The organism is Prochlorococcus sp. MIT2309, from assembly GCF_059772305.1.
On the sequence record NZ_CM186282.1, the window covers coordinates 1475426 to 1497078 of the forward strand.

Consider the following 21653-nt stretch of genomic DNA (forward strand, 5'->3'; position numbering starts at 1 on the left):
TTTTTTAGTTCATTTTGAAGCAATTGGGAGTCTCCAACCACTCCCAAAAGCTTGATTACTGACTTTTAAGAGTGGGGGCGCTTGTTTTCTTTTGAACTCAGACTTTTTAAGTGAATTTTTAATCTTATCGATCAAGCTTTTTTCATAGCCTTTTTTTATCAATTGATCATGATCCAGTCGGTTTTCCATTATGTCTTTGAGGATTGGATCAAGAAGGTCATATTGAGGTAAAGAATCACTATCAAGTTGATCTTTTCTCAGTTCAGCACTTGGTGCTTTTTTACGAATCTCCTCACCGATAATTTCTATATTTGATGGAAGATTGACTTCGCTTCGACATACTCTTGAGTCTTTACTGTCCAGCCAATTACACAAATTAAATACTGAGGTTTTGTATAGGTCCCCAATTACTGAGAGGCCACCATTCATGTCGCCATAAAGTGTGCAGTAACCCATTGCCAATTCGGATTTATTACCAGTTGATAAAAGTAAGTGATTTTGTTGATTGGCAATCGCCATTAGAAGTGTCCCACGAATGCGCGACTGTAGATTTTCAGCAGTTAAATCTTTTGGGAACTCTCCTAATGTATCTTTTAAAGCGGTATCAAAATTTTTCATAAGGTCATTTATTGGGATAGTTTTTTTTCTTATCCCCAATCGCTCGGCAAGAGAAATCGCATCAACTATTGAGCCTTTTGAACTCCAAGGAGATGGCATAAGAATTGCATGAACTTGATCTGCTCCTAAAGCTGCAGTTGCTAAAGTTGCCACAATTGCTGAGTCAATCCCACCACTTAAACCTAAAACAGCGCTTTTGAAACCGCATTTATTACAATAATCTTTAATACCTAAAATCAAAGCTAAAAAAATCTCTTCATCCCTGCTACTTTTTCTTTGAATTTCTTTTCGTTTATGTGAAGTATCCCAAACTTCGAGATGTTCCTGACACTTAGGAAGTAAGGCAATAATCTCTTTGTGTTTATTCATTACAAAGCTTGCCCCATCAAAAATTAACTCATCGTTTGCCCCTACTTGATTGAGATAGACAACTGGACATTTAATTCTTGAGGCGGCTTCAGCAACTATTTTATGTCTCATTAATTCCTTCGTACGACTAAAGGGTGATGCTGATAGATTGATTAAAATATCGATATTAATTCTCTCAAATTGTTTTAAGGGGTCTGGCCCTATTGTCCGCTGACCTTGAATTTGTTCTTCAACCCAAAGATCTTCACAAATTGTCAATCCAATTTTCCAATTCTGGTTATTTATTTCGATATTTATTGTATTGGTTGAATCCCCAGGACGAAAATATCTTTTTTCATCAAAAACATCATAAGTAGGTAGTAATTGTTTGCGAGCGACTACCTTCCATTCGCCATTATTAATCAACACAATAGAATTATATAAGAATGGGAGCTGATTATCTGGAGCCGTTTCAATTACACCAATAAGAACTTTGAGATCAGGAGCTTTTGTGTGAAGTTCTTTGGTGATTTTTTCGAGAACTATATCCTGTTGTTTTAATCGATTTTTATCAAGTAAAAGATCTTTGGGGGGATATCCCCACAATGATAATTCAGGTGTGATGACAATGTCCCCATTTTCCTTATTGGTTCTAAGGCAATAATGAAGAATTTTTTCTCCATTACCAAAAAGATCACCTACTAGAGGATTGATTTGTGCAAGACCTAATTTCATAGGTATTTCTTGTTGATACCGTAAAGTTGCTTATCTAATAACATAGACTTAACAACCTTTGGTATTTGAGATAATTCATTTTTCTTTCTCATTGCTGAGCTAGATGAAGCAGGAATTTCTAGTGGTAAGATTTGTATTTTTGCTCCAAGGCGTTTGATTTCATTTAGAAAGCGTTCTTCCATAGGCCACCCGCTCCTTTCTGCAATACCAATTTTTGCTCTTTGAAAAATCTCTTTAGCTCTTAACCAATTTGGCAACTCCATTATTAAATCACTCCCAATTACAAAAGTAAATTTTGATTTTGGCCACAAATCACTAGCTTTGTTTAATGTTGATATTGTCCAGGGACTACTTAAATCTTGTCTAAAAATAAGATTCGAATTGTTGATGTCATTAACCAGAGCATGCAATAGACTCCCTCTTATTTTCAGTGATTCACCATGATGTTTGATTGGGTTGTCACTAGCCCATGTTGCAACTGTTGGGAACATGGTTAGCAACCCTCTTAGAAGAGCCTCGTGCCCACAGGTCGGGGGGTCTGCGCTAGTCCCGAAAAGTGCTATCTGATCAAATTTATCTTTCATGGGAATAAATTCTTGATTTCTTTTGTTTTGTCTCTACTCGATAAGAATTCTAAAAATTTATACGTTTGACTTGAAAAACTTGAATGTTGGATAACTCTTTTATGTAATAGCAATGAGGGTTGAAGTAAGTTTTTTTGATTTACTTTTAAGATTTCTTTCGCGGCTAGTATTCCGGTTTTTTTTGTTGTATGTACAGCTATACCTGCCTGAATTAATGCTATTGGACCTGTAGATAAAAAGCTCAAACCACCTGTGATTGGTGTAACAACGATAAGAAGGTGACGTAATGAGGTTAAAATTATTTGTGCAGCTATTAAAAGAGCATTATTAAAAGTTATTCGTTTTAAAAGTTCTCTAGCAGCTGGCCCCCTGAGTTGCATCCCATAAAGCTTGCTTAATTCTATGATTAGTGCAGTATCACACGCTAGGCCTGCGCTCATATCAACTGCCATAATTGGATTTATAGCAACGCTAGATGCTTTTATTGCTGCAAATTTGCCTATGGCTCTTTGGGCTTGATGTTTACCTCTCTTTAATCTTTCTACTTTTAAAGAATGGTCAAAACTCTGTATTCCAATAATTGTATTTTGTGCTAACAAAAGCTCACCTTGTGTGTTTAGAAGATCTATTAGATTTTTCCTAAGAGTTTCAATTTGAGGAAAGACCTCAACAGTATCGGTTGTTCCATCAGGTAAAAGCTTATTTTTATACGGTGCTGCTGCTGTTACTTCAATTGATATATTCTTCATGTGAAGAGGTAGTCTATTTTTGATAGACTTTTTGATACTAATTAATTCGTCGTTTTTCCACTGATCACTTCTATTCAAAATCAGTAATATCGATTTCCCATTTTTCTCAAGGAATTCAAGAGCATCGATTTCTTTTTGAGTAATATCACTATCGATTACAAAGAGTATTAGATCAGATTCCTCCCAGTTTTCTTTATTAAAGTCAATCCTATTATCATTTTTTATCTCGTCTATCCCTGGAGTGTCGACTAGTTCAATTGAGTGAAGGCAGTTAATAGGTTGATCCCAAATTATTGATTGATTAACTGATGTACTCCCATGAATAATATCGGTTTTGAATGCATTTTTTCCAACAAGTGCATTAAGCAAGCTTGATTTTCCGACACCTACTCTTCCAAAAACATGAGCTTTAAAATGCCTTTGATTAAGACGACTAATTTGATTATTTAATTTATTTAATTTTTTACTGAAAATCTTTTGTTCACGATTATTAAGAAAAAAACTTTTTTTCCATCGGGATATAAATAATTTACACCGATCTATTGGGGACATCATGAGCTTGACTTCCTCCACCACCCTGCTAATACCGCCAGGACAGCTTCTGCTCCAATAACTCCAACAAATCCTCCAAATTCATCTACAACGACTTTAATCCCACTATTGTTATCATCGAAGGATGTTAGAAGGCGATCTATACGAATCATTTCAGGTACAAATTCTACAGAATCACATAAATCTGTAGGTGTTAAATGTGATTGTCCCTTAAGAAGAGCTGTTAAAAGTTTTTCTCTACTTGTTACGCCTATTATTTTGTCTACTTTTTCGCCAAGAACAACCCACCAATGATCATTATTAGCCATCAATGTTGACCTGAGCTTTTCAAGGCTTGTTTTGCCATCAAGCGTGGGTGCAGCGACTCTGGGGGTCATAAGGTCTCTGGCGGTTAAATCATTGAGTTGAAAAACTTTAGATATCATTGCGGCTTCGTCGGCCTCTATTTGACCTTTTTGTGATCCAAGAGTTGCCATTTGGCGTATTTCTTCTTCATCAGTAGTAATTTCATTTTCAGCCTTTATCACAGGTAAAAGCTTTTCAAGGGGAATAACAATTGGGCGCATAACTAACCCTAAAATATTTAATATTGGAGCGCTAATGAGTGAAATCCGAAGAGAAAGGCGAGTCCCAATAGATTTCGGAAGAATTTCACCAATCAGTAGAATAAGAATAGTTAATACTGCTGAGAAAATTGGCAATGCGACTCCTTTTTTAAATACGTATGCAGCCAAACTACCAAGCATTAAACTTCCAAAAATATTAAAAATATTGTTTGCGATAGTTATTATTGTAAGAGTTCTTCCCAATTTTTTTCGAAGTTTTGAGAGGATTTTCGCCTTGTTTGAATTTGTTTTTTCAGTTAATTCATGAACTCGAAGAGGATTGACTGCTAAAAGAGCAGCTTCAACTCCTGAGCATAAAGCTGAACCGATTATTACTACCAGCATGAGCAGTCCTAATAAAAGATGATTTTGACTCATGCGTAATTCTTTTTTAGTTTGATTGAGTTTCTCTTATTTTATTTTCCACTAAGTTTGAACTAATGCCATCCTAAATTTATTTAGAAGAGGGGGAATCATGCAAAATCCTGAAATATTTAGCTCTCGCAGAGAAAATTTTTTGAGCATGCTTGAGGGCTTCGCGGCAATTATCCCTGCGGCTCCGCTGGTTAGGCATCATGCAGATTGCGAGTACCCTTTTAGACAAAATAGTGATTTTTGGTATCTAACAGGATTTGATGAACCTGATGCAATAGCAGTTTTTCTTCCTTTTAAGCCAGTTGGTGAAAGATATTTGCTTTTTGTCCAACCGACTGATCCTGCAAGCGAAGTTTGGACTGGTTTTAGGTGGGGAGAATTGGGAGCAGTTAGTAATTTTATGGCTGATAAGGCACATTCATTAGATGAATTCCCAAAATTGATTGGAGAATATTTGGCTGATGCTGAGGGAATTGCATATCGAGTTGGCCGACATGATCCATCAATAGAAAAAATAGTTTTAAGAACTTGGTCTCAACGACTTGATAAAGCTGAGAAAGGAAGATCAACGACAATTCCCTTAATAGCGCCTTGTCCTTTTTTGCATCGTATGAGACTTGTTAAGGAGAAATTTGAATTAGAGAGAGTTCGAGAAGCCTCAAGAATATCCTCAGAGGCTCATGAAATAGCAAGATTTGCAACGTTTCCTGGCATGAATGAACGCGAAATCCAGGGTTTAATTGAAAAACATTTTTTGAAAGAGGGAGCAAGAGGACCGGCATATGGATCAATAATTGCTGGTGGCGACAATGCATGTGTTCTTCATTACATGGCAAATAAAGCAAAACTTAGAGATGGAGATTTGCTACTTATAGATGCTGGATGTTCACTTTTCGATTATTACAATGGAGATATCACTCGTACCTTTCCAATAAACGGAAAATTTTCTTCAGAGCAGAAAGCTCTTTACGAGATAGTTTTAGCAGCCCAAGAAAGTGGAATAAACTCTGCTATTCCTGGTAAAAGTGCTGAGGACATTCACAATGCGGCTTTGATAGTCCTTGTTGAGGGTTTAGTTGAATTAGGCTTGTTGAGAGGAAACCCACATTCAATAATTGAGCAGGGAGCTTATCAACACATTTACATGCACAGAACTGGACATTGGCTTGGACTAGATGTTCATGATGTGGGCGCAAGCAGACTTGGCGAAGCAACAATAATGCTTGAGGAAGGAATGGTTTTAACTGTTGAACCAGGTATTTATTTGAGTGATAGGTTGGAAATCCCTCCAGATCAGCCGCAAATCGAAGATAAGTGGAAAGGTATTGGTATAAGAATTGAGGATAATGTTGCTATTACTAATAGTGAGCCTGAGATCTTAACAAAAGGAGCCTTAAAGTCTGTTAAAGCAATGGAAAGATAGATTTTGTATGCATAAATTTAGCCAAGACTATCAAGATACTTAAGGATTTCATTCGTATTTGGGATGATTAAATCTGCTCCCATCTCTCTTAGCTTTTTTTCATAATCTTGTCTTTTTTTAATTTGCTCTTTTTTATGCAAATGAGGAGGGGCCACTCCAATGCTCAGAAATTTTTGACTTGGAATAAGCTTTTTGGCTTTTTTGATTGTTAGTACATCTGCAACAGTGTCTCCTAAATATCCTATTAGCGGGACTTTGTCGCCCAGTGGCTCACCTGCTAGCTGACTTGCTAAATTTATTAATCCAGTTGGGTCTGGCTTTTCTGGGGCCTCTCCCATGGCTATTAAAGGAGGACTATTAAGCCCAATACGGTCTTCTAGAATGAAAACAGCTGAATGCCTCTCTGCGCCGCTTACGAACCCCCATTTAAAACCATTCTCAGAAAGTAATGAGAAGAATTCTTTGTCGACAAGCAATGTTTCTTTTTTAATTAAGCCTCCCCAGCTTCCTCGATTTTTGGAATCTGAGTTCTTGCCAAAATAAAATTCATTAAAAACTCTTATAACTTCATCTCTTTTTATATCTTTGCCTAATGTTTGGCCATTGGTTTTGAGCCTTCTTGATATCAATTCAATGCTTGCATCCCAATCGTTATTCCAGATACCTTCACTTTTCAATTGATCAATTTCATAAATAGATGGCCTCACATTTGTAAATTTATTGACAGTCTCTTGGATAGAGCGTCTATAGCTCTCTGAGACGTCTCTTATTACACCATCTATGTCGAAAAGAAGAAATCCTCGCGAGTTCAATGATTTTGTATCCTTTTTGCTCTGGTGACTGGTAGGTTAGTTGGTTGTTAGTTAGTTGAAATCAGGAAATGATGGTTTCTGAAGAGTCTGGTGCTGTTCAAAATGATGTTTCCCCATCCACACCTTCTGGAATTGAACAGGGATCTGCGCTGCAAAAGAACCCCGAAGTAGAAAAAACCAAGCCTGGTAATCCAGGCGTTCTAGGAGGGGCTGCTGCACTTGCAACTGCGACAATAGATGCTGACGGAGTACCCTCTGGACATACGCCGAAAGCTGATGAGGGGAGATTTCTGTTGAAAATATTGTGGCTTCCTGACAATGTTGCTTTAGCGGTTGATCAAATAGTCGGGGGTGGGCCTAGTCCACTTACAGCGTATTTCTTCTGGCCTAGAGAGGACGCTTGGGAGACTCTAAAAACACAATTGGAAGACAAGAGTTGGATTACAGATAATGAACGCGTAGAAGTTCTTAACAAGGCAACTGAGGTTATTAATTATTGGCAGGAAGAGGGCAAGGGAAAAACACTTGAGGAGGCCAAGGTTAAATTTCCAGATGTAACTTTTTGCGGGACTGCCTAAAAGTATCTTCTTTAAAAATGGTTGTGATTGAGTAAACCAGAGTTATCAATCTTTTTTAGTCGCTTGAAGCCTTGCCTGGGCTTTTATGAGCACTTCTTTAGCTTTTACTTTTTCAGGGGAATTTCCTTCAGATTCAAATTTGCCATAATTGTTTTTTGCCGTTTCTAGATCAGTCTCAGCATCACCGGCGTTAATTTGGCTCCCAAGTTCAGCACCATTGACAAGCACTGTAACTTCATTTGATTCAACCTCTGCAAAGCCTCCCATAAGGGCGATGGAATCCCACTTGCCCTTTTGAAATACTCTTAAAACGCCAATATCTAGAGCGGTAACCATTGCGATATGGCCAGGCAATATGCCAACTAGGCCAGTTGTGCTGGGAAGAATGACTTCATCAGCAGTTCCATCAAATACGCTTTTGTCTGGAGCGAGCACTCTTAATGTAAGTGGCATTTTGTAGGGGGTGGGTTGATTACAAACTGTTGATTTTTACTTGCTGCCTTCGGAGGCAATTTTTTCAGCCTTTGCTTTAACTTCTTCTATATTTCCAACTAAATAGAAGGCTTGCTCAGGAAGATTGTCCAATTCTCCAGAGAGAATCATGTTAAATCCCTTAATGGTCTCTTCGAGTTTGACGTATTTACCAGACATACCTGTAAATATTTCAGCTACGAAGAAAGGCTGAGACAGGAACTTCTCAATTTTTCTGGCTCTATCTACTGTTTTTCTATCATCTTCTGATAACTCATCAAGTCCAAGAATTGCAATGATGTCTTGAAGCTCTTTATATCTCTGAAGTGTTGATTGCACAGCTCTAGCAGTTTTGTAATGCTCTTCACCAACAACTGAGGGCTGAAGCATTGTGCTAGTTGAGTCAAGTGGATCTACAGCAGGATAAATTCCCTTAGCAGCAAGGGCTCTGGCAAGAACAGTTGTTGCATCAAGATGAGCAAAAGTTGTAGCAGGCGCAGGGTCTGTTAAATCATCTGCAGGAACATATACGGCTTGAATGGAAGTGATAGAGCCCTCTAGGGTTGATGTGATTCTCTCTTGAAGTTCTCCAACATCAGTTCCAAGTGTCGGTTGATATCCAACAGCAGAAGGCATACGGCCCAATAAAGCGGAAACCTCTGATCCAGCTTGAACGAACCTAAAAATGTTATCGATGAAAAGAAGAACATCTTGCTTGTTTACATCTCTAAAATGCTCTGCCATGGTCAAAGCAGAAAGGCCTACTCTCATTCGAGCTCCAGGAGGCTCGTTCATTTGACCAAAGCATAAAGCGACTTTTGATTGAGGAAGATCATCTGCATTAATCACTCCGGATTCTTTGAATTCCTCATAAAGGTCGTTACCTTCTCGAGTTCGCTCTCCAACTCCTCCAAAAACGGATACACCGCCATGTTCTTTTGCGATGTTATTAATTAATTCCTGAATCAAAACAGTTTTTCCAACGCCAGCCCCCCCAAACAGGCCAACTTTACCTCCCTGTCTATATGGAGCTAGTAAGTCAATAACCTTAATTCCCGTTTCAAATACTTTTGGCTTTGTTTCAAGGTCAGTAAGGCTTGGAGCTGGTCTGTGGATAGGAGAGGTTGTTGAATCCGTAACAGGCCCCTGTTCGTCTACAGGCTCCCCTAGGACGTTAAAAATCCTTCCAAGTGTTGCTTCTCCAACAGGGACTGATATAGGAGCTCCGGTGTCTACAGCCTCCATACCTCTTACAAGGCCGTCCGTACTGCTCATTGCAACAGCGCGTACTCTGTGGTCGCCTAACAGTTGCTGCACCTCAGCGGTAAGGGCAACATCCTGTCCAGCTGGATTTTTGCCTTCTATGCGAAGTGCATTGAGAATTTTAGGTAGTTTTCCTGCTGGGAATTCAACATCTAGAACAGGACCAATTACTTGTCTTACAACACCCTTTGTACCTGCGGAGGTGGTAGCTGAGGTCATTTAGCTTAGTGAGAAACTGTGAACAGAACATGCGATAACGCACGTTCATTAGTAGCCGGGCAACAATACCATTCCGCCGGCATGATTTGGTATCGGGTTCGGTCAACCGCACAGTGAAAGTATGGTCGGCAATATGGTTTGACGAATAAGTTGGGGCGTCGGTTGAAGTTACAAACTTCAACTTATGTTGCGCATTTGCGCCCCGTTCTTGCCTCTGCATTTATCCATGGCAGCTGTATCTCTAAGCGTCTCCACTGTTAAACCTCTTGGTGACCGTGTTTTTGTAAAAGTCTCTGAATCTGAAGAGAAGACATCAGGGGGGATTTTGCTCCCTGATACTGCTAAAGAAAAACCTCAGGTTGGCGAAGTTGCCCAGGTTGGACCTGGAAAACGAAACGATGATGGTTCTCGCCAATCTCCCGAGGTTGGTGTAGGAGACAAGGTTCTTTACAGCAAATACGCCGGTACTGATATAAAAATCGGTGGCGACGAATATGTTCTTTTGTCTGAAAAAGACATCCTTGCAATCGTTAACTAGACCTAATTCTTACCATTATTTGGTAGACCCCCCCCCACTATTCACTCACTTTCTTAAGCAAATCGCCCCCCATGGCTAAGCGAATTATTTACAACGAGCAAGCCCGTCGTGCACTCGAGCGTGGCATTGATATCTTGGCTGAATCTGTAGCCGTCACACTTGGCCCGAAAGGCCGCAATGTGGTTTTAGAAAAAAAATTCGGTGCTCCTCAAATCATCAATGATGGTGTAACTATCGCAAAGGAAATCGAGCTCGAGGATCACATAGAAAATACAGGTGTAGCCTTGATACGTCAGGCTGCCTCTAAAACCAATGATGCTGCCGGTGATGGGACAACAACAGCAACTGTTTTGGCTCATGCAATGGTTAAAGCAGGTTTGAGGAATGTTGCTGCAGGTGCAAATGCAATAACTCTTAAAAAAGGCATTGATAAAGCAGCAGATTTCTTGGTTAAAAAAATACAAGAAAATGCAAAACCAATCAGCGACAGTAATGCAATCGCCCAATGTGGAACTATTGCTGCTGGAAATGATGAAGAAGTTGGTAAAATGATTGCTGATGCAATGGATAAGGTTGGTAAAGAGGGTGTTATTTCTCTTGAAGAAGGGAAATCAATGACAACCGAACTTGAAGTCACCGAAGGTATGAGATTCGACAAAGGATACATATCTCCATACTTCGCAACAGATACTGAAAGGATGGAAGCAGTTCTTGATGAGCCTTACATTCTTCTAACTGATAAAAAAATTGGCTTAGTACAGGACTTAGTTCCTGTTTTGGAACAGATTGCTAAAACTGGCAAGCCCCTTTTGATAATTGCTGAAGACATAGAAAAAGAAGCACTTGCAACTTTGGTTGTTAACCGACTTAGAGGAGTATTAAATGTTGCTGCTGTTAAAGCCCCTGGATTTGGAGATCGTAGAAAGGCCATGCTTGAGGATATGGCAGTACTTACAAATGGTCAGTTGATAACTGAAGACGCAGGGCTGAAATTAGAAAATGCTCAACTTGAAATGCTCGGTACAGCAAGACGAATCACCATCAATAAGGACAATACAACGATTGTTGCTGAAGGAAATGAAGTTGCTGTAAACGCAAGATGTGAGCAAATCAAGAAACAAATGGATGAAACAGAATCTACTTATGACAAAGAAAAACTTCAGGAGCGTTTGGCCAAACTTGCTGGAGGAGTTGCAGTTGTCAAAGTGGGTGCCGCAACTGAAACTGAAATGAAAGATAAAAAACTTCGTTTAGAGGATGCAATAAATGCAACTAAAGCTGCCGTAGAAGAGGGAATTGTTCCAGGTGGTGGAACAACACTTGCTCATTTGGCACCCGAACTAAACAAATGGTCATCAAATTCACTCAATGGTGAGGAGCTTATTGGCGCAAATATAGTAGAAGCAGCTTTGACATCACCGTTGATGCGAATTGCTGAAAATGCTGGTGCAAATGGCGCTGTTATTGCTGAGAATGTCAAGTCTAAACCCATGAATGATGGGTATAACGCCGCGACAGGTGAGTATGTAGATATGCTTTCTGCTGGAATAGTTGATCCCGCTAAAGTTACAAGATCAGGACTTCAAAATGCTGCTTCAATAGCAGGGATGGTTCTTACAACTGAATGCATAGTGGCTGATTTGCCTGAAAAGAAAGATGCTGCTGCAGGCGCTCCTGGAGGCGGCATGGGCGGTGATTTTGATTATTGATTTAATCAAGTAATCATCCACCTATTAACTGCAAGAAAGGACTGGTTTCGCCCAGTCCTTTTTTATTACTTATTTCCACAAAAAATACTTTAAAGAATTTGTTTTGATAACGTTTTCTCATAGAAAAAATAACTATGAAAGTTGATCGACCCTATGAAAATTCAATTTTATTTTATTTTTTTATTGTTCAATTACTGAAGAATATTGAATATAAATTATTAATTTAAATCATTTATAAAATTACAATTATTCAGAAGCTAAAGGGTTTTAATTAATTGATAAATATAAATTATTACTTCAGAAAGTATTTTAATGATTTATGGAGAAAGATAATATTTTAGTCAACTTATATTCTTGAGATTGATTTGTATATTATTGACTTCAGTCCTAAGATAAATTTAAGTAGGATTTTCAATCAAGCCAACCAGCACTAAGAATTACTGCAAGAACTAGAAATGTTGTTAAGCAAATCCATGTTGCTCTATTGAGAGTTGATTCTGCGCTGCTGGCGCTTGAAAACATGGAGCTGCCGCTAGCTGCCAGGCCACCCATACCATCGCCTTTTGGACTATGGAGGAGAACAAGCAAAATAAGAAAAAGACCTGATGCTATCCAGACCCAAGAAAGAACTGTATTTACCATTATTCAATTATAAATAATCATGCGTGTTGCGGTACACGTGAGGGGATGGCTGGTGTTTCAGCAATCTTAATAAGCGACGAACCAGTCATTGCGTTGGGTTTTGATAATCCCAATAAATGAAGCAAAGTTGGTGCCAAATCAGATAGCCCACCACCCTCGCGTAATCGAATATCGTTTCCATAACCTTCTAATTTTCTTTTTTCACCCTCTATGAGGATGACCGGGACAGGGTTAGTTGTATGGGCAGTCCAAGGTTCACCATCTTCTCCCTGCATAAGTTCCGCATTACCGTGATCAGCTGTAATAAGAAGGGTTCCGCCCATTTTCCCTATTGAATCAAGTAGTGAACCAACGCACTCATCAACCGTTGAAATGGCTTTCATAGCAGCATCCATGTTCCCAGTGTGACCAACCATATCTGGATTAGCAAAATTGATTACAACAAGTGAATAGATACCATTCTCAATTGCCTTTTTACATGTTTCAGTAAGCTCCTTTGCTGACATCTCTGGCTGCAAATCATAGGTGGCCACTCTAGGGGAGGGAACTAAATGCCTCTTTTCTCCAGGGAGTGGTTTTTCAATACCCCCATTCAAAAAATACGTAACATGGGGATATTTCTCTGTTTCGGCAGTTCTATATTGAAGCAATCCGTTTTGTGAAACGACTTGGCCAAGAAGATCATTAAGAGATTCGGGTGGAAAAGCAATCTCTACAGGTAGATTTGACTCATATTGTGTGAAAGTTACAGTGTTAATTTTTGGGTGATGATTTCTCTCAAAACCATCAAAATCCTCAAGAGTGATTGCTTTAATTAATTGCCGAGCTCTATCAGGCCTGAAGTTAAACATTATCAAACCATCTCCATCTTTTAGATAAGAATGAGAAAGCCTGAAGGGTTCAAGAAATTCATCGGTAACTTCATTTTTGTAACTTGTCTCCAAAACATCTTTCCAAGATTCATTTGAGGTTGGAATTTTTGGATTGGTTAGTAATTCGTAGGCTTTGGAAGTTCTCTCCCATCTATTGTCACGATCCATTGCCCAATACCTTCCACAGATACTTGCTAACTCACCAATCCCTATTGATTTGAATGTCTGCTCGATTACATCTAAATATTTGCTTGCACTTTTTGCAGGTGTGTCTCTTCCGTCAGTAATTGCATGCAGAGAAACTTTTTCCAGACCATTAGAGGCTACCCACTCTAGAAGTCCACATAAATGATTGATGTGACTGTGTACTCCACCATCGGAACATAAACCCACTATGTGAAGAGTGCCTTTAGTTTTTTCTAAATATGAAATTATGGATTTTAGTGCTTGAATTTGATCCAAAAGACCCATCCTGACTGTATTGCTTATCCTTACCAGTTCTTGTTGAAAAATTCTGCCTGCTCCAATAGTTAGATGACCAACTTCAGAATTTCCCATCTGATCATCGGGGAGGCCAACATATGCTCCACTAGCTTCAATGAATGTATGAGGATATGCATGCCATAAAGCATCCATTACAGGTGTATCAGCACTTTTAACAGCATTGTGCTCTGTTTCATCTCTATGCCCCCAACCATCAAGTATTGCCAAAACAACTGGGGCAACTTGATTGGAGTTTATTGAAATCGCTGGATTACTCTTTGTCATTAAAGAGGTTGTTTTCTATTAAAAAAAACTCTTAACTATCAAATTACTTCTTCTTTTGCATTGAGGCTATTTATCAGCACATCCGTTAGCTTTTGCGAATGAAATGTAACGTGTTTTTCAGTTATCCTTTGGTTTACTCAAACGCTTTTTTGAAAGGAGATGGTTGAAAAAAATAATACTAGAAGAATAGAGATTCTCTCTGAAGAGGAGGTAGGACTAACAATGAAAAGGCTTGCCTCACAAATTCTTGAGAAAATTTCAAATCTTGAGAGCCTTCTGATACTTGGCATCCCTACACGTGGAGTTCATTTGTCAAAAGCTCTATCAGACCAGCTTGAAAAAATTACAAATAAAAAAATCATTTCAGGGGTCCTAGATCCCACTTTTCATAGGGATGATCTTATCCGAGTTGGGACAAGATTTAGCCAAAAAACATCAATACCGGAGGATGTTGATGATCGTGATGTTTTGTTAGTTGATGACGTAATTTTTACTGGTAGAACCATCCGAGCTTCTCTTGAGGCTCTTCAGTCTTGGGGAAGAGCTAAAAGAGTTCTTTTACTCACAATGGTTGATAGAGGTCATAGGGAAGTTCCAATACAGCCTGATTTTTGCGGAAGATTTGTTCCCACAAGTCGTTCTGAGAGTATAGAAATGAGATTAAGAGAAGTTGATGGAGAGGAGGGAGTCTTTCTTCGAAAATAATCTTTGCTTGGGATTGATTTCATCTAATGGACCCCAAATTAACTTTGTCGATCTTTGAGTTATCTATAAGGTTTATTCCTTCAATGATTAAGTCGCAATCATTATTAATTGAGAAATTAAGGCATAAACAATCTTTCCCAGCATCTATTGGTTGATTTAATTTTATGTGTGAAATCTTCTCATTCCTTTTTTCAATAGTGGGTTCGTTTATGCCGGGCTTAATTGTAGGAATACCATTCACATAGATTATTTCATTTGAGCCTATAAAGCTTGGTTCTCCAGTAACTAATTCAATTTCCTCTTGATTCTTTTTACTTGCTGCGAGGATAATTTCAAGCGGTTTGGCAGTCGGCCAGGGTTGCCCTGCAATAAAAAGAGGGTGCCAGTGATGAAAATCATATTTTTGATCCCAACATCTTAAATAAACCCCTTTTTGAAGCACGTCTTTTATTTTTACCCCAGGAGTGAGATGGAGTGCTCCAATTACCACAGCCTCAATTGAAGGAGGTAAAAGTAATTCAACTGGCTTGCATTGATCCTGAAGCCATTTTCTGATAAGTGGTATTCTTGACCCCCCGCCTACAAGAACAATTTTATCAAGTTGTTCAAGGCTGCAACCATTTACGCTTGCGCTCTCAAGAGTGTGCTTGAAAAGTGAGTTCAATGTTTTAATTAATCCTTTTTCTTTTAATAAAGTTTCCAGATCTAATCTCGAGAGACGAAGTCTAATGTTTTCTTGATCGTCACCGATATTTATTTCTTCATACAAAACTTTGGACTCTTTTTCATTATCATTGCTTAATTTGCATTTTAGTCTTTCAGCAGCATTCAAAGAAGTTTCATTTACCTCGCATTCAGGGCAAAGGTAATTAAGAATCCATCTATCAATATCTCGACCCCCAATTTTACCCCCTGCTTTCCCAAGAACCTTTGCACATCGTAAAATTTGATTTGTTTTATTTGATAAATCATTACCATTGAACCTCAAAAGTTGAGCAACTGGCTCAGCCTTGCCTTGACCTCCCTCAAGTGCTACTAAAGACATGTCGATAGTACTTCCACCAATATCAACAACCAATAACTTTGAACCTGGCAAGAGTCCTGCACCCATTGCGGCTGCTGTTGGTTCATCAACTAATGCAATTTCATCAACTTCAAGCTCAGAGCATGAATTGACTAACCATTTTCGATATTCACGATAAGTCTCAACTGGGGCTGTTAAAACAAGTCTCTTTACTTTTATGTTTTTTGGTATTTTTTCCCAAATACTTTTTAAAAGAATTTTCCCAGCTTCTTCAGGCTCAAGATCTTTCATTGGTGAGTTTGTTTTTTTAGGTGAACAGATCCATCTTTTAAAATCACTACAAATTCTCTCATGATTATTTTTGTGCAAGTCAAGTTCAAATATTTCATTCCCTACCGCTAAACCTTTGGCCCCATTAGCGTCTCTACAAACTAATGAAGGAATTTCTCCAGGGATGCGTGTTAGAGGGGGCATATCAAGTAACTGCATTGAGCCATTGGCTTCATTTTGAAAGGCAACAACTGTTGTTGAATTACCGAGATCAATGGCTAAAGTGCCAACCTCTTGATGATTTATATTCTTTTTTTCTTGTGAATTGTCTGAGTCCAATGTGAGCTTAATCAAAGGAATTTGATTGGATTTTTTGGAGAGTAACCTTTACTGAAATTTTTCATATATTAAAGCTATTAGAATTCAAAATTAATAGAAATATGCTCAAAAATTCTTCATCATCCAGATGTTGAACTAGACTGGTAAAAAATTTTACCAACGTGATCCCTACAGGCATAAATTCCAAAGATCTTGCTAAGCGTGGCGAGAGTCTGATTAGACAATCAAGCAATAGGTATCTAACTACAGTGAAAATTGCATTTAGGGCTAAGCAAAGGCGATTCGATGATTTTGACGGTCTCCTTGAAGAATCAACTGTTAAGCCTGTTCAACGAGCAATTGTTGAGTTGAGTGACGAGCAAGATCAACCTGATTTACTTCCTGGATAAAACTTTGATTGAGAAAAATGGAAAAGGTTGGAGAATTGCTATTGATAGAAAGCGATCTAAATTTCCAGTTCTTATTGGGGGGCAATATTGGGCTGTTGAGTTAACCGATAAAGAATGGGAGAAACTCGTAGGTATAGTTTTGGCATTGACATCTCAACATGAAGATTACAAAGATAAATTGCTTGAAGAAGAGGAAATAACATATGAGATGGAAAAATCAAATTTGTGGGGCTGTCTAGAGGGTTATAAGGATTTTTGGAGCATGAGAATAATTATTTCCGGGGACGATATTTCTGATCGGGGAGTTGAAATGTATTGGCCAAATTTTAGTGCTCAAGAATTTGTAGCTGCAATGAGAATAATGTGGGATTCCAATCAATAAAGATTATTTACATTGGCTAAGATTTGTGTCTCTATTCCCAGAAGCCCTGATGGTATTACACACGTTTTCCACAGGACCATCCATTGACTAGTAGATTCCTGATGTGAATGTGGAAAAAACAACTTTTCTTTTCTCTTAATGTGATTAAGCGCAATCATGCGATGAAATTTCCTGAGATTCTTGTAATCCCCTGCAAAAACTTGAGTCTTCCCTTGGGATCAAGCAAGAATATTAAAATTAATCTTTAATGACGTTTAGATTATTTTGTGATGAAGTAGTAAAGCCTTTTAATAGTAGTTGTGATGAACTTGAGTGATTTACAAGATGTACAGAGAGATGAATTAAAAAATTCAAATAATCAAAATAGTGATATTTCTGATTCAGTAGTAAGTTTTTATGCAGAGGTGCCTTCTCAATTACAGGCGTCAATGAAAAGTTTTATTGAGCGTTATCCCAATTGGGATCAATACAGGTTGATTCAAGCAGCTTTAGCAGGATTTCTGGTGCAAAATGGAGTTGAATCAAGACAAATTACTCGTTTATACGTATCTAATATGTTCGCTTTAAATTCTCTCGCACGAACTCCTTTAGTAAGCTCTGATGATGCTTCTATCAAAAATTAATTGATATACCCTATTTGAGTTAGGAGCTCAGAAGCAACTGTTAAAGAGACTGGCATTATTGATAATCGGTTGCCTTTTTGCACTAATTTTAAATCATCTTTATTATATTTCTCTCTAATTTCTTTTAGTGTTAATTTATTTTTGGATTCGTATAAAAATCTAACTTCAGCACAATCCCACCTTGGATTATTAGAGATAGATTTTGGATCATAATATTTTGATTTTGGTTCAAATTGCGTAGGATCAACTATCTGAGTGTTAATAATTTCCATCAAGCCAACAATGCCAGGTGGTTTACAATTTGAGTGGTAAAAAAAAGCTTTATCTCCTTTCCTCATTGAACGCATGAAGTTTCTGGCTTGATAATTTCTTATTCCATCCCAGAGAGTTGTTGAATCGGTTTTCAAATCTTGAATACTGTATGCTTCTGGCTCACTCTTCATTAGCCACCAGTTAATATTTTCAGTCATAGTAAGGGATCTCAGCTTTTAATTGTGATATTTAGAGGTTATTCTCGGTGTCAAAACCTAAGAATTGCCTGCATTCTCTTCTCTATTCTTACTCAAATTGAAGAGACTTTCAAAAAACAGCTAGAAAGGGAATATGAAACCCTTACTGCTTCCTTACGGTTGATCTTTACAGTAAAAAAAATAAAGCTAAGGCTGCATAACGAATACAGCTAGATCAGCTAGAAAGGGTAAAGGTTTCGCAGGACTTAAATGAGCAATAACGTTTTTTATAAGGCTTTGGCTGCTTTAAGTACCGCTGGAATTTTGGTTATAGCTGGGATACAGGTAACTACAGCACTGAAGAAAGGTAATAATGCTGACGATCAATTAGCTAAAACAATGGTTGATATCAAAAATGCTCGCAAGGATGCTTTAGCGGAGGTGAAATCAATAAGATCAGAACTTGTACAAGAGTTAGATACGATTAGATCCAATGCTTTGAAGGAGATCAAGGCAGACAGAGTTAATGCTTTAGGGGAAGTAAAGTCAGCAAAAAAAGAAGCGTTAAATGATATTGAGCGAGCTGGTTCAGGAAATAATTCTGCGAAAGTTTGGCTTGTACTACGGTTAGGTAATAGCGGGAGAGAAATGGGTGCTGGAGATTTGGCCCCAGCTATTGAAAAAATCCCAATGAAAGATATGGAGCAATGTCAATTACAAGGGTCATTGCTTAAATCTACAAAGGAAATGAATGCAAAAGGAGTGCGGATTGGATTTGAATGTGTTGAAAGTGAATAAGTCTATGAGAAATAAATTCAATTGTATTTATGTTCTTTTATTTGCAATTCCTTTGGGATTACCTGTGAGGGCTGACTTTGGTGATGCAGATTTTCCTATTGGATTATTTGAAAACAGCCCCAAGAGTTATCACGATGGATGGTGTAGAGCAATTAAAAATAATTGTCGAATTAGATTTCAAGGAAAAGCAATGTGGGTAGAGGGTCAAGGAGGTATTCAACGGTCTCAATTTATTGGATACAGATATGGTTTTGATGGCAAATTGACTTGGGGGAGTGAAAATGGAGAGTTTTATAATTACATCTCTTATTTGTCTAGTTCAGGGCAAAAAAAAGAGGCTTTGTTTCTATTTTCCAAAAGACAAGCTCAGGCAGAGTTTATTAAAGCTTTTATTCGTTGGAAAAAACAATCACCTCAACCAATTCCTAATTATCGTTATCCAGGAAGCCAAGGGCCACAAGATACACAAGGTAGAGATAAAGGTTTAAACCCATACGACAATCCAGCAATTAAAGACTGGTCAATCAAAACAACTCCAGAGACTGAACCTTCAATAACTTCACCAATGGATATGGATTAAATGAACCTCACAACCTTCCTTGCTATTGATGCTTCATTAATGCTTATTGGAGTTCCCTTGTTAATGATCCTTAAGGGCAAATAAATGACCCCAATACTTGCTACATCCACACAAGCAAACCTTCTTTACGCATTAGGAGGAGGGTTCGTTTTATTAGGCAGTTACTTCTTTGGAAGACTTGTGACGTTCTTTTTCCCCGAAAACCCACTTGTAAGGAAAGGGAAAAAGGATAAGAAGGAGGATTAAATAAAACGACTACCATTGCTCGATATTATTCGTTTTTAACAGAACCTGCTTGCTAGTATTTTGCTAGTATAGATTTTTTCGAATCGCCGAGATCCATTGGTATCACTTATGGCTCACTCTTCATTAGCCAGTACCTAATTCCTTCAGTCATAACAAGGGATCTCAGCTTTTAACCGTGATACTTTGAGGTTATTCTCGGTGTTAAAACCTAAGAATTGCCTTCATTCTCTTCTCTATTCTTACTCAAATTGAAGAGACTTTCAAAAACAGCTAGAAAGGGTTTATGAAACGCTTACTACTTCCCTTAATCACTGCTCTTGTATTACCTGCTCAAGCAGGGGTTGATCCTGAAGTTCATGAGCTTTGTCTTAAAGCTTCTGATTACAAAGGATGCGTTGAAATGCAAAAGCAATCAGATAATAAAAAGGTAAAGAGCAAAAAAACAAACGGTGTTTTATCTATATTCCAGTTAAAAAAAGAACCAAGCAAACGCCAATTAAGGGAGAGATGCTTGTTAGGTAATGAAGCTGGCTACGAAGCTGGTTATGTAGGAGTGATTGAATCGATAGATAAGTGTGTAGATGTACTTTCTCAAGTAGGTTCAACTGTTTTAGATATTGACCCATTGCTTCATAAAACATGTGGTGCAGGTATGGGCGAACTCGGAGAGTATTTGCTTTGTATTACGAATAACAGTAACTGGGAAGTCCCTGAGGATGTTGCTAATGAACATCGCTTAGCAAAGCAGAAATCAGAGCAAGCCACAGATGATTTCTGGAAGCAAGTAGAAAATCCGCAAGGATGTCCAAAAGGAACTAAATATTATGAATATTCCTATGGGAAAACGTTTTTTGGGGCAAAGGTTGGGAAATGGAAGACGAGTGGTTATTGCTTGACTGATGGAGAAGCTGCTCAAATGGAAATGGGAGTAAATAATGCTAATAGCAGGAGAAAACAACGTATGTTGGACCGCACCTTAGATAGGTTGAATAGACCTACAATTACATGCACGACTTATGGTGCAACGACTACATGTAGGTAGTTGATATGAAACGCTTACTACTTCCCCTAATCGCTGCTTTTGTATTACCTGCTCAAGCAGGGGTTGCCCCTGAAGTTCATAACCTTTGTAAAGATGTAAAAGACTATCTGGGCTGCGTTAAAGCCCAATCAAATTCGGGCAAGAATCTATTTCAAAAATTATTTAACAAAGATAATTCTTCTCTATCTCAACCAAAAGAATCTACTAGTAGAATTCCTCAACTAGAAGACAGCATTAATACTAAATATGAAAAATGTATTCGAAGGATGGCCAAAACTAGACCAAGAATAGATCAAGTCTCTCCTGACTTGGGAACAGTCGATTACGACACGATATGTAGAGATTTTGCAAGTAGATTTCAGGTAGGTGATTTAGAAGCAAGGAATGATGCTTTGAATCATGCCTTAAATAAAGTTGGATTAAATTCCAAAGGACTTGCATGTCCAGAAGGAAAAGAGAAATATTTTGAGACTTATTCTGGATTCCTTGGAATTGGCTCCAAAACTGTAGACCTTGGATGTATGAGTGAAGCTCAGATGGATTCCTATAAGTTAAGACAAGAAATTAAACGGATGAGAAGGGCAAATACTATTGGTCAGATTAATATTCAAAACAGTATTAATAGCTTGAAAAATCAAGTATCGGCACCAATCTATTGCTCTAGCAACTATTACGGGAGAACAGCATATACCTCTTGCTATTAATCAATACAAGTTTCCAAAAGTAAAGATAAATAAGTGAAAGAAAGTTTGGGTAAAGTTTGGGTAAATCTTTTCGGTTCGCCGAAAAAGTAGTCCTAGCTTGAAGTTGCTGTTTTCATTAGCCAATAATTAATTTCTTCAGTCATATCAAGGGATTTGGAGGACGATTTTTGCTTGTATTTGGCTTTTTAGGGTGCTAAACCCATGAAAAGCCTGTTTTCTTACTCCTATTATTACGCATCTT

Annotated in this window: 24 protein-coding genes; 13 read left to right on the forward strand and 11 right to left on the reverse strand. The window is 38.1% G+C overall.

What is annotated here, in order from left to right; all coding sequences use genetic code 11:
• Positions 1-9: 9 nt before the first annotated feature.
• The 4 genes from AC6EJA_RS08005 to AC6EJA_RS08020 are packed head-to-tail and all read right to left on the reverse strand — an operon-like array spanning position 10 to position 4569.
• On the reverse strand, positions 10-1701 hold the full coding sequence (locus AC6EJA_RS08005; RefSeq protein ID WP_498502131.1) for an NAD+ synthase: 1692 nt from the start codon (positions 1699-1701) through the stop codon (positions 10-12).
• Positions 1698-2285 (reverse strand): nicotinate-nucleotide adenylyltransferase, encoded by a 588-nt coding sequence (locus tag AC6EJA_RS08010; RefSeq protein ID WP_498502132.1) that lies wholly within the window; start codon positions 2283-2285, stop codon positions 1698-1700. Before AC6EJA_RS08010 ends, AC6EJA_RS08005 begins: the two co-directional genes overlap by 4 nt.
• Positions 2282-3586, reverse strand: coding sequence for a GTP-binding protein (locus tag AC6EJA_RS08015; RefSeq protein ID WP_498502133.1), 1305 nt, complete (start codon positions 3584-3586; stop codon positions 2282-2284). The genes AC6EJA_RS08010 and AC6EJA_RS08015 overlap by 4 nt, the downstream gene beginning before the upstream one ends.
• Positions 3586-4569 carry a CNNM domain-containing protein gene (locus AC6EJA_RS08020; protein ID WP_498502134.1) on the reverse strand — a complete coding sequence of 328 codons (984 nt, stop codon included), beginning with the start codon at positions 4567-4569 and terminating at the stop codon, positions 3586-3588. The genes AC6EJA_RS08015 and AC6EJA_RS08020 overlap by 1 nt, the downstream gene beginning before the upstream one ends.
• A 97-nt stretch (positions 4570-4666) precedes the next feature.
• On the opposite strand from AC6EJA_RS08020, the gene AC6EJA_RS08025 reads away from it, so the two are divergent.
• Complete coding sequence (locus AC6EJA_RS08025) at positions 4667-5989, forward strand: aminopeptidase P N-terminal domain-containing protein (RefSeq protein ID WP_498502135.1); 1323 nt, start codon at positions 4667-4669, stop codon at positions 5987-5989.
• A gap of 17 nt (positions 5990-6006) precedes the next feature.
• Here AC6EJA_RS08025 and AC6EJA_RS08030 read toward each other — a convergent pair whose 3' ends face one another.
• Positions 6007-6801, reverse strand: a complete 795-nt coding sequence (locus tag AC6EJA_RS08030) for a TIGR01548 family HAD-type hydrolase (RefSeq protein WP_498502136.1) — start codon at positions 6799-6801, stop codon at positions 6007-6009.
• 68 nt (positions 6802-6869) lie between these two features.
• On the opposite strand from AC6EJA_RS08030, the gene AC6EJA_RS08035 reads away from it, so the two are divergent.
• Positions 6870-7379 carry a 30S ribosomal protein PSRP-3 gene (locus AC6EJA_RS08035; RefSeq protein WP_498502137.1) on the forward strand — a complete coding sequence of 170 codons (510 nt, stop codon included), beginning with the start codon at positions 6870-6872 and terminating at the stop codon, positions 7377-7379.
• Positions 7380-7424: 45 nt separating this feature from the next.
• On the opposite strand, the gene atpC is transcribed toward AC6EJA_RS08035, so the two are convergent.
• Positions 7425-7832: an ATP synthase F1 subunit epsilon gene (gene atpC, locus AC6EJA_RS08040; protein ID WP_498502138.1), complete on the reverse strand. Its 408-nt coding sequence runs from the start codon at positions 7830-7832 to the stop codon at positions 7425-7427.
• 36 nt (positions 7833-7868) lie between these two features.
• A complete protein-coding gene (gene atpD, locus AC6EJA_RS08045; RefSeq protein WP_498502139.1) occupies positions 7869-9332 on the reverse strand; it encodes a F0F1 ATP synthase subunit beta in 1464 nt (487 codons plus the stop codon).
• 226 nt (positions 9333-9558) lie between these two features.
• Here atpD and groES point away from each other — a divergent pair, with 226 nt between their 5' ends.
• Positions 9559-9870, forward strand: coding sequence for a co-chaperone GroES (gene groES, locus AC6EJA_RS08050; RefSeq protein WP_498503580.1), 312 nt, complete (start codon positions 9559-9561; stop codon positions 9868-9870).
• 71 nt (positions 9871-9941) lie between these two features.
• Positions 9942-11579, forward strand: coding sequence for a chaperonin GroEL (groL, locus tag AC6EJA_RS08055; protein WP_498502140.1), 1638 nt, complete (start codon positions 9942-9944; stop codon positions 11577-11579).
• Positions 11580-11990: 411 nt separating this feature from the next.
• On the opposite strand, the gene secG is transcribed toward groL, so the two are convergent.
• Entirely contained in the window at positions 11991-12221 is a 231-nt protein-coding gene (secG, locus tag AC6EJA_RS08060) for a preprotein translocase subunit SecG (protein WP_498502141.1), read from the reverse strand.
• A gap of 17 nt (positions 12222-12238) precedes the next feature.
• Positions 12239-13861 carry a 2,3-bisphosphoglycerate-independent phosphoglycerate mutase gene (gene gpmI, locus AC6EJA_RS08065; RefSeq protein WP_498502142.1) on the reverse strand — a complete coding sequence of 541 codons (1623 nt, stop codon included), beginning with the start codon at positions 13859-13861 and terminating at the stop codon, positions 12239-12241.
• A 159-nt stretch (positions 13862-14020) separates the two neighbouring features.
• Between gpmI and pyrR the strand changes: the two genes are divergently transcribed.
• Entirely contained in the window at positions 14021-14566 is a 546-nt protein-coding gene (pyrR, locus tag AC6EJA_RS08070; RefSeq protein ID WP_498502143.1) for a bifunctional pyr operon transcriptional regulator/uracil phosphoribosyltransferase PyrR, read from the forward strand.
• A gap of 19 nt (positions 14567-14585) precedes the next feature.
• Here the strand turns inward: pyrR and AC6EJA_RS08075 are convergent, their stop codons facing one another.
• Positions 14586-16199, reverse strand: coding sequence for an Hsp70 family protein (locus tag AC6EJA_RS08075; RefSeq protein WP_498502144.1), 1614 nt, complete (start codon positions 16197-16199; stop codon positions 14586-14588).
• Between the two features lie 161 nt (positions 16200-16360).
• On the opposite strand from AC6EJA_RS08075, the gene AC6EJA_RS08080 reads away from it, so the two are divergent.
• The 3 genes from AC6EJA_RS08080 to AC6EJA_RS08090 all read left to right on the forward strand — a co-directional run bounded on the left by AC6EJA_RS08080 (position 16361) and on the right by AC6EJA_RS08090 (position 17593).
• Entirely contained in the window at positions 16361-16588 is a 228-nt protein-coding gene (locus AC6EJA_RS08080; protein WP_498502145.1) for a DNA-directed RNA polymerase subunit omega, read from the forward strand.
• On the forward strand, positions 16551-16970 hold the full coding sequence (locus tag AC6EJA_RS08085) for a DUF1818 family protein (RefSeq protein ID WP_498502146.1): 420 nt from the start codon (positions 16551-16553) through the stop codon (positions 16968-16970). Before AC6EJA_RS08080 ends, AC6EJA_RS08085 begins: the two co-directional genes overlap by 38 nt.
• Positions 16971-17272: 302 nt before the next feature.
• Positions 17273-17593, forward strand: a complete 321-nt coding sequence (locus tag AC6EJA_RS08090; RefSeq protein WP_498502147.1) for a DUF2811 domain-containing protein — start codon at positions 17273-17275, stop codon at positions 17591-17593.
• Here AC6EJA_RS08090 and AC6EJA_RS08095 read toward each other — a convergent pair.
• Positions 17590-18063 (reverse strand): EVE domain-containing protein, encoded by a 474-nt coding sequence (locus tag AC6EJA_RS08095; RefSeq protein WP_498502148.1) that lies wholly within the window; start codon positions 18061-18063, stop codon positions 17590-17592. The two genes, AC6EJA_RS08090 and AC6EJA_RS08095, sit on opposite strands and share 4 nt — an antisense overlap.
• Before the next feature lie 249 nt (positions 18064-18312).
• Here AC6EJA_RS08095 and AC6EJA_RS08100 point away from each other — a divergent pair, with 249 nt between their 5' ends.
• The 5 genes from AC6EJA_RS08100 to AC6EJA_RS08120 all read left to right on the forward strand — a co-directional run bounded on the left by AC6EJA_RS08100 (position 18313) and on the right by AC6EJA_RS08120 (position 21412).
• Complete coding sequence (locus tag AC6EJA_RS08100) at positions 18313-18840, forward strand: hypothetical protein (RefSeq protein WP_498502149.1); 528 nt, start codon at positions 18313-18315, stop codon at positions 18838-18840.
• Positions 18794-19420 (forward strand): hypothetical protein, encoded by a 627-nt coding sequence (locus AC6EJA_RS08105; protein ID WP_498502150.1) that lies wholly within the window; start codon positions 18794-18796, stop codon positions 19418-19420. The genes AC6EJA_RS08100 and AC6EJA_RS08105 overlap by 47 nt, the downstream gene beginning before the upstream one ends.
• Positions 19421-19504: 84 nt before the next feature.
• Positions 19505-19666 (forward strand): hypothetical protein, encoded by a 162-nt coding sequence (locus AC6EJA_RS08110; protein ID WP_498502151.1) that lies wholly within the window; start codon positions 19505-19507, stop codon positions 19664-19666.
• Between the two features lie 283 nt (positions 19667-19949).
• Entirely contained in the window at positions 19950-20708 is a 759-nt protein-coding gene (locus tag AC6EJA_RS08115) for a hypothetical protein (protein ID WP_498502152.1), read from the forward strand.
• A 5-nt stretch (positions 20709-20713) separates the two neighbouring features.
• On the forward strand, positions 20714-21412 hold the full coding sequence (locus AC6EJA_RS08120) for a hypothetical protein (RefSeq protein WP_498502153.1): 699 nt from the start codon (positions 20714-20716) through the stop codon (positions 21410-21412).
• Positions 21413-21653: the final 241 nt, after the last annotated feature.

What these genes read in the sequence shown, in the direction of transcription:
- AC6EJA_RS08005 (WP_498502131.1), bottom strand. Translation starts at nt 1,701, where the DNA reads ATGAAATTAGGTCTTGCACAAATCAATCCTCTAGTAGGTGATCTTTTT.
- AC6EJA_RS08010 (WP_498502132.1), bottom strand. Translation starts at nt 2,285, where the DNA reads ATGAAAGATAAATTTGATCAGATAGCACTTTTCGGGACTAGCGCAGAC.
- AC6EJA_RS08015 (WP_498502133.1), bottom strand. Translation starts at nt 3,586, where the DNA reads ATGTCCCCAATAGATCGGTGTAAATTATTTATATCCCGATGGAAAAAA.
- AC6EJA_RS08020 (WP_498502134.1), bottom strand. Translation starts at nt 4,569, where the DNA reads ATGAGTCAAAATCATCTTTTATTAGGACTGCTCATGCTGGTAGTAATA.
- AC6EJA_RS08025 (WP_498502135.1), top strand. Translation starts at nt 4,667, where the DNA reads ATGCAAAATCCTGAAATATTTAGCTCTCGCAGAGAAAATTTTTTGAGC.
- AC6EJA_RS08035 (WP_498502137.1), top strand. Translation starts at nt 6,870, where the DNA reads ATGATGGTTTCTGAAGAGTCTGGTGCTGTTCAAAATGATGTTTCCCCA.
- atpC (WP_498502138.1), bottom strand. Translation starts at nt 7,832, where the DNA reads ATGCCACTTACATTAAGAGTGCTCGCTCCAGACAAAAGCGTATTTGAT.
- atpD (WP_498502139.1), bottom strand. Translation starts at nt 9,332, where the DNA reads ATGACCTCAGCTACCACCTCCGCAGGTACAAAGGGTGTTGTAAGACAA.
- groES (WP_498503580.1), top strand. Translation starts at nt 9,559, where the DNA reads ATGGCAGCTGTATCTCTAAGCGTCTCCACTGTTAAACCTCTTGGTGAC.
- groL (WP_498502140.1), top strand. Translation starts at nt 9,942, where the DNA reads ATGGCTAAGCGAATTATTTACAACGAGCAAGCCCGTCGTGCACTCGAG.
- secG (WP_498502141.1), bottom strand. Translation starts at nt 12,221, where the DNA reads ATGGTAAATACAGTTCTTTCTTGGGTCTGGATAGCATCAGGTCTTTTT.
- gpmI (WP_498502142.1), bottom strand. Translation starts at nt 13,861, where the DNA reads ATGACAAAGAGTAATCCAGCGATTTCAATAAACTCCAATCAAGTTGCC.
- pyrR (WP_498502143.1), top strand. Translation starts at nt 14,021, where the DNA reads ATGGTTGAAAAAAATAATACTAGAAGAATAGAGATTCTCTCTGAAGAG.
- AC6EJA_RS08090 (WP_498502147.1), top strand. Translation starts at nt 17,273, where the DNA reads ATGAACTTGAGTGATTTACAAGATGTACAGAGAGATGAATTAAAAAAT.
- AC6EJA_RS08095 (WP_498502148.1), bottom strand. Translation starts at nt 18,063, where the DNA reads ATGACTGAAAATATTAACTGGTGGCTAATGAAGAGTGAGCCAGAAGCA.
- AC6EJA_RS08100 (WP_498502149.1), top strand. Translation starts at nt 18,313, where the DNA reads ATGAGCAATAACGTTTTTTATAAGGCTTTGGCTGCTTTAAGTACCGCT.
- AC6EJA_RS08105 (WP_498502150.1), top strand. Translation starts at nt 18,794, where the DNA reads ATGCAAAAGGAGTGCGGATTGGATTTGAATGTGTTGAAAGTGAATAAG.
- AC6EJA_RS08110 (WP_498502151.1), top strand. Translation starts at nt 19,505, where the DNA reads ATGACCCCAATACTTGCTACATCCACACAAGCAAACCTTCTTTACGCA.
- AC6EJA_RS08115 (WP_498502152.1), top strand. Translation starts at nt 19,950, where the DNA reads ATGAAACGCTTACTACTTCCCTTAATCACTGCTCTTGTATTACCTGCT.
- AC6EJA_RS08120 (WP_498502153.1), top strand. Translation starts at nt 20,714, where the DNA reads ATGAAACGCTTACTACTTCCCCTAATCGCTGCTTTTGTATTACCTGCT.